The following is a 6,000-nucleotide window of genomic DNA, read 5'->3' on the forward strand; positions in this document are numbered from 1 at the left end:
CCTAACCAATATGACGCCGAATACGAAAGGTGCTTTGCTGATGATGGGCAGCATGGCGGCGTTTACCGTGAACGATGCGTTGGTGAAGGTTGCGCTTCAGGACCTGCCGCTGTTTCAGTTGGTGGCCATCAGGGGTGCGCTGGCCGTGGTTCTGGTGTACCTATTGGCGCGGTCTTTGGGCGCGCTGCACCTGAATTTCTCGCGCCATGACAAGTGGTTGGTCGCGTTGCGCAGCTTGTGCGAACTTGCCACCACATTCTTTTTCCTGACAGCTCTCAAGAATATGCCGCTTGCCAATGTGACGGCCATCCTTCAGGCCCTGCCACTGACTGTGACACTCGGTGCTGCGTTGGTTTTTTCGGAAAAGGTGGGCTGGCGTCGTGCCACGGCAATTGGTTTAGGGTTCATCGGGATGACGCTGATCGTAAGGCCCGGGCCGGACGGTTTTAGCCTCTATTCCATCTATGCGTTGATTGCGGTGATGTCGATCACGGCACGGGATCTAGTCACCCGTCGCATGTCCGCCAATGTGCCGTCGATGGTGGTGACATTGGCCACATCGTGTTCAATCGCCGTAGCAGCAGCAATCGCGTCGGTGTTTGAAGGATGGGTCCCGGTCTCGGTCGAGGCCGGATCTCTGGTCGTTGTGGCGGCTGTCTTTGTCTTGATGGGGTATTTTTTCAGCGTTTCGGTCATGCGACAGGGCGATGTCGGATTTAGCGCTCCTTTTCGGTATTCAAGCTTGATCTGGGCGCTGGGGTTGGGTTGGGTCCTGTTTGACGAATGGCCTGACTCTCTGACGATGCTGGGCGCGGCGCTGATCGTTGGGGCAGGGCTTTTCACCCTGTTTCGAGAGCGCGCCCGTCAGAGTGCTGAATGAACCTGCCTGACATGGCTCACGTTTATGGAAAAGCGCGTCAGAAATTCATCCTCTTGCTGCGGTGAAAGCGGGCTTAGGTTGACGTCGAGGTTTCTGGTGCGTGGCGAGTCGTTGAACCGGTTCAGGCCGCGCACCCACATCGGATCTTCGGGTCGGGTGATAACAGGCATGGCCCGGTTGATCCGGTTGTGTGTGAAGTTCATGATCGATTTTCGGATGCCGCCTTGAATGAACATTCCAAGCCCGGCCGTCATCAATGGGCGGTGTACACGGATGGCCGCAATTCCTTTGGCATCCGCGCGGGCCAGATACCCACAGTTAAAATCGATCGCGACCATGGTTCGCTTCTGAAATAGCCCGGTGCAATCACCAACGGTTCCACGCAACCGTTCGACAAAATCCACTGCCACCGCATCATCATCGTCAAGACGAAATTGCAAGCAGGGGTGATCGAGGCTGAGGCGCGCCGCATTCAGAACCTCCTGCATGACCTTTCTGTGCCGACCCGGAGGTTTGATGGCAATGCGCACCTGCTTCAGGTCAGCAGTCAGATCGTGCAGGCGCTCGAAGGCGGGTTTGGGCAGGCATTCACCGACAACGATCAGCAGGCGGAAGTCTTCGTCGGTTTGCTGCCTTAGACCGGGCAGAGCGATGGATTCAAACAGTCGGAACCGTTCTTCCAGCCGGTCAGGTTGATACAGAAACTGCCGTCGTTCTTCGACGGAGGCGTGCGCGGTTTGAAACCCCCCAATGGCGGGGTAGGAAAAGCGGCAAAGACCAAGGACTTGCATATTAACAATCCCTGACACGCGTTCTTTTCATTGTGTCCGGGTCGATAGAGAACCGCGTGCGTAAATCCTCTGTCTGTTCCGGAGTAAGCGGCAAAAGCTCACGCGTATCCTTGCGGGCGTGGTCGGAATCGTTGAACGCGTGCAGCATGCGCATCCACATCGGCGCGTCAGGGTAGCTGACCACCGGCATGAACCGCGCCAGCCTGTTGTGCAATCGGTCAAATATTGTCCGTTTACTTCCGCCTTGAACAAACATGCCCAAGCCGACCCCCAGCAATGACCGATAGACCTGCGCCACATGTATCCCATGTTTGTCACATCTGGCGACGTAGCCGTTATTGTAATCTATCGCGATGGACTCGCTCTGCCGCACCAACCCTGCATTCTCGCGCAGGGCAGAGCGCAGGCTTTCTATGAAATCGACGGAAACCGCGTCATCGTCGTCATGCCGAAACTGAATGCAGGGTTCATCCGGGTTGGTGCGGGCGGTGTTCAGAACCTCTCTCATCACCCGTTTATGATCCGCGGGGTCTCTTTCGATGATACGGATCTGTTTGATCTGGGCGGTCAGGTCCCGCAGTCGATCCGAAAAGGCTGTAGGCAGGCACGTTCCCGTTAACACCAACAACTCAAATGCTTGATCGGTTTGGGCACGAAAGCCAGGCAGGGTGATGGTTTCAAACAGGCGAAAGCGTTCCGCCATCCTGTCGGCGGCATATAGAAACCGCCTTTGATCTTCGATTGTATCCTGGTTCAGCCGAAAGCCGCCAATCGCGGGATAAGAAAAGCGGCACAGGCCAATCACTTGCATCTGTTGTCCATCGGCTGATATCCAGCACGACTATGCCCCCGCCATGAATTGGTCGCAACGGGGGCATGGCGTCTTTTTGGGGCAATCCATTACGCCCCGAACCATGCCGCCCCGAAACCGCTGGCTTAGTGCTGTTGACACTTGGGCCGACTCCCCCTATTACGCGCGTCATCTCGGTGCCGGGGGCCGCCCCGTAGCCGATTCCAGTAATGAACTGGTCAAGGCCCGGACAATTTTACAGTTCGCGCCCTCTGAGAACCAACCGCGACGTTCACCTCGGAATGGGAACGCTCGTGGGTTTTGCGCTTGTGGACGCATAAGTGCAGCGAATTTAGCCGCACGCAACGCGCGTGCATGTCATGTGTGTTGCAAAACGGGGAAAGAACCGGAATGCCAACTATTCAACAGCTGATCCGCAAACCGCGGCAGCCTAAAGTAAAACGCTCGAAGTCCATGCACCTGGAGCAGTGCCCGCAGAAGCGCGGCGTCTGCACCCGCGTGTATACCACCACACCGAAAAAGCCGAACTCGGCTATGCGTAAGGTTGCCAAAGTGCGCCTGACCAACGGGTTCGAGGTCATCTCGTACATCCCGGGTGAAAGCCACAACCTGCAGGAACACTCGGTTGTTCTGATCCGTGGCGGTCGTGTAAAAGACCTTCCCGGTGTGCGTTATCACATCCTTCGCGGTGTTCTGGATACTCAGGGCGTCAAAGATCGTAAACAACGTCGTTCGAAATACGGCGCGAAGCGTCCCAAGTAAGAAGGAGAGGCTGATATGTCACGTCGTCACGCCGCCGAAAAACGCGAAGTCCTGCCTGACGCCAAATTTGGCGACAAGGTACTGACCAAATTCATGAACAATCTGATGATCGACGGTAAGAAGTCGGTTGCAGAGCGCATCGTCTACAACGCCTTTGACCGTGTTGAAGGCAAGATCAAGCGCGCACCTGTCGAAGTGTTCCACGAAGCGCTCGACAACATCAAACCGTCGGTCGAGGTTCGCTCGCGCCGGGTTGGTGGTGCAACCTATCAGGTCCCGGTCGAAGTGCGCCCCGAGCGCCGCGAAGCACTGGCCATCCGCTGGCTGATCACTGCTGCGCGTGGCCGTAATGAAAACACCATGGAAGAGCGCCTTGCGGGCGAGCTGCTGGACGCCGTACAGTCCCGTGGTACCGCCGTTAAAAAGCGCGAAGACACCCACAAGATGGCCGAGGCGAACAAAGCCTTCAGCCACTACCGTTGGTAATTCCAGAGGCTTATCAAAATGGCACGCGAATATACACTCAACCATTACCGTAACTTCGGTATCATGGCGCATATCGATGCAGGTAAAACCACCTGCTCAGAGCGTATCCTGTATTACACCGGCAAATCCCACAACATTGGTGAGGTGCACGATGGTGCAGCCACCATGGACTGGATGGAGCAGGAGCAGGAACGCGGCATCACCATCACCTCGGCTGCGACCACCACTTTCTGGGAACGCACCGAAGACGGTGAAACCGCTGACTCGCCCAAGCACCGCCTGAACATCATCGACACCCCCGGCCACGTTGACTTCACCATCGAAGTTGAACGCTCGCTGGCGGTTCTCGACGGTGCCGTCTGCGTTCTGGACGCAAACGCTGGTGTTGAGCCCCAGACCGAAACCGTGTGGCGTCAGGCTGACCGCTACAAGGTTCCGCGTATGGTGTTCGTCAACAAGATGGACAAGATTGGCGCGGACTTCTTCAACTGCGTTGCAATGATCGAAGATCGTACCGGCGCACGTGCTGTCCCGGTTGGTATCCCGATCGGCGCAGAAACCGAGCTGGAAGGCCTGATCGATCTGGTCACCATGGAAGAATGGCTGTGGCAGGGTGAAGACCTTGGTGCAAGCTGGGTCAAAGCACCGATCCGTGACAGCCTGAAAGACATGGCTGACGAATGGCGCGGTAAAATGGTCGAAGCGGCCGTCGAAATGGACGACGACGCAATGATGGAATACCTGGAAGGCAATGAGCCCGACGTTCCGACCCTGCGCGCCCTGCTGCGCAAAGGTACTCTGGAAATCGCGTTTGTTCCGGTTCTGGGCGGTTCCGCGTTCAAGAACAAAGGCGTTCAGCCGCTGCTTAACGCTGTGATCGACTATCTGCCCAGCCCGCTGGACGTTGTTGATTACATGGGCTTCAAACCCGGTGACGAAGAAGAAACCCGTAACATCGCCCGCCGTGCGGATGATGATATGGCGTTCTCGGGTCTGGCGTTCAAAATCATGAACGACCCCTTTGTTGGTTCGCTGACCTTTACCCGCATCTACTCGGGTACTTTGGCCAAAGGCGACACGCTTCTGAACTCGACCAAGGGTAAGAAAGAGCGTATCGGCCGGATGATGATGATGCACTCGAATGATCGTGAGGAAATCACGGAAGCATTCGCGGGTGACATTATCGCATTGGCAGGTCTGAAAGACACCACCACGGGCGACACCCTGTGTTCGACCGGTGATCCGGTGGTTCTGGAAACCATGACCTTCCCTGATCCAGTGATCGAGATTGCGGTTGAGCCGAAAACCAAGGCTGACCAGGAGAAAATGAGCCAGGGTCTGGGCCGTTTGGCTGCAGAAGACCCGTCCTTCCGCGTGGAAACTGACCTGGAATCGGGTCAGACCATCATGAAGGGCATGGGCGAACTTCACCTGGACATCCTGATTGACCGTCTCAAGCGTGAATTCAAGGTTGAAGCGAACATTGGTGCGCCGCAGGTGGCCTATCGCGAAACCATCGGTCACGAAGCCGAGATCGTTTACACCCACAAGAAACAGTCGGGTGGTTCGGGTCAGTTCGCTGAAGTGAAGATGATCATCTCACCGACAGAGCCGGGCGAAGGCTATTCGTTCGAATCTCGCGTTGTTGGTGGTTCGGTGCCCAAGGAATATATCCCGGGTGTCGAAAAAGGTATCAGATCCGTTATGGATAGCGGTCCGCTGGCTGGCTTCCCTGTGATCGACTTCAAAGTTGCCCTGATCGAAGGTAAATACCACGACGTGGACTCCTCGGTTCTGGCGTTTGAAATCGCGGCTCGTATGGGTATGCGTGAAGGCATGCGCAAAGCTGGTGCGAAACTGCTTGAACCGATCATGAAGGTCGAAGTGATTACCCCGGAAGAGTATACCGGCGGTATCATTGGTGACCTGACATCACGTCGGGGACAGGTTTCCGGTCAGGAAAACCGTGGCAACGCCATCGCGATCGACGCGTTCGTTCCGCTGGCCAACATGTTCGGCTACATCAACACTCTGCGTTCGATGTCGTCGGGCCGTGCCCAGTTCACCATGCAGTTCGACCACTACGATCCGGTTCCGCAGAACATCTCGGACGAGATCCAGGCGAAATACGCATAAGCGAAATCGGGGAAGGGGCGTTCGACCTCTTCCCTTTCTCAATGACAGGAGGCCATCATGGCAAAGGAAAAGTTTGAGCGTAATAAGCCGCACGTCAACATCGGCACGATTGGCCACGTTGACCATGGTAAAAC

At 56.1% G+C, this 6,000-nt stretch carries 6 protein-coding genes; 4 read left to right on the forward strand and 2 right to left on the reverse strand.

Going from position 1 to position 6,000, the window contains the following annotated elements:
• Nucleotides 1-10 precede the first annotated feature (10 nt).
• A complete protein-coding gene (locus AC2FLD_RS14815; protein ID WP_496669986.1) occupies nt 11-880 on the forward strand; it encodes a DMT family transporter in 870 nt (289 codons plus the stop codon).
• Here AC2FLD_RS14815 and AC2FLD_RS14820 read toward each other — a convergent pair.
• The gene (locus AC2FLD_RS14820; RefSeq protein WP_496669985.1) at nt 865-1,671 is read right to left on the reverse strand and encodes a putative rhamnosyl transferase; all 807 of its coding nucleotides are present in this window, start codon (nt 1,669-1,671) and stop codon (nt 865-867) included. The genes AC2FLD_RS14815 and AC2FLD_RS14820 overlap by 16 nt on opposite strands.
• 1 nt (nt 1,672) lies before the next feature.
• Nucleotides 1,673-2,482, reverse strand: coding sequence for a putative rhamnosyl transferase (locus AC2FLD_RS14825; protein WP_496669984.1), 810 nt, complete (start codon nt 2,480-2,482; stop codon nt 1,673-1,675).
• A gap of 390 nt (nt 2,483-2,872) precedes the next feature.
• Here AC2FLD_RS14825 and rpsL point away from each other — a divergent pair, with 390 nt between their 5' ends.
• From rpsL to fusA, 3 genes are read left to right on the forward strand one after another with little or no spacing between them, the layout of a single operon-like run.
• Nucleotides 2,873-3,244, forward strand: a complete 372-nt coding sequence (gene rpsL / locus AC2FLD_RS14830; protein WP_005621086.1) for a 30S ribosomal protein S12 — start codon at nt 2,873-2,875, stop codon at nt 3,242-3,244.
• A gap of 15 nt (nt 3,245-3,259) precedes the next feature.
• A complete protein-coding gene (gene rpsG, locus AC2FLD_RS14835; protein ID WP_008756926.1) occupies nt 3,260-3,730 on the forward strand; it encodes a 30S ribosomal protein S7 in 471 nt (156 codons plus the stop codon).
• An 18-nt stretch (nt 3,731-3,748) separates the two neighbouring features.
• Entirely contained in the window at nt 3,749-5,866 is a 2,118-nt protein-coding gene (gene fusA, locus AC2FLD_RS14840) for an elongation factor G (RefSeq protein WP_282120247.1), read from the forward strand.
• Nucleotides 5,867-6,000 lie beyond the last annotated feature (134 nt).

Source organism: Ruegeria sp. CDSA021, from assembly GCF_059612325.1.

Bases quoted from the DNA above. Each gene is read 5' to 3' on its own strand.
- AC2FLD_RS14825 (WP_496669984.1), bottom strand. From the start codon at position 2,482: ATGCAAGTGATTGGCCTGTGCCGCTTTTCTTATCCCGCGATTGGCGGC.
- AC2FLD_RS14815 (WP_496669986.1), top strand. From the start codon at position 11: ATGACGCCGAATACGAAAGGTGCTTTGCTGATGATGGGCAGCATGGCG.
- rpsG (WP_008756926.1), top strand. From the start codon at position 3,260: ATGTCACGTCGTCACGCCGCCGAAAAACGCGAAGTCCTGCCTGACGCC.
- fusA (WP_282120247.1), top strand. From the start codon at position 3,749: ATGGCACGCGAATATACACTCAACCATTACCGTAACTTCGGTATCATG.
- AC2FLD_RS14820 (WP_496669985.1), bottom strand. From the start codon at position 1,671: ATGCAAGTCCTTGGTCTTTGCCGCTTTTCCTACCCCGCCATTGGGGGG.
- rpsL (WP_005621086.1), top strand. From the start codon at position 2,873: ATGCCAACTATTCAACAGCTGATCCGCAAACCGCGGCAGCCTAAAGTA.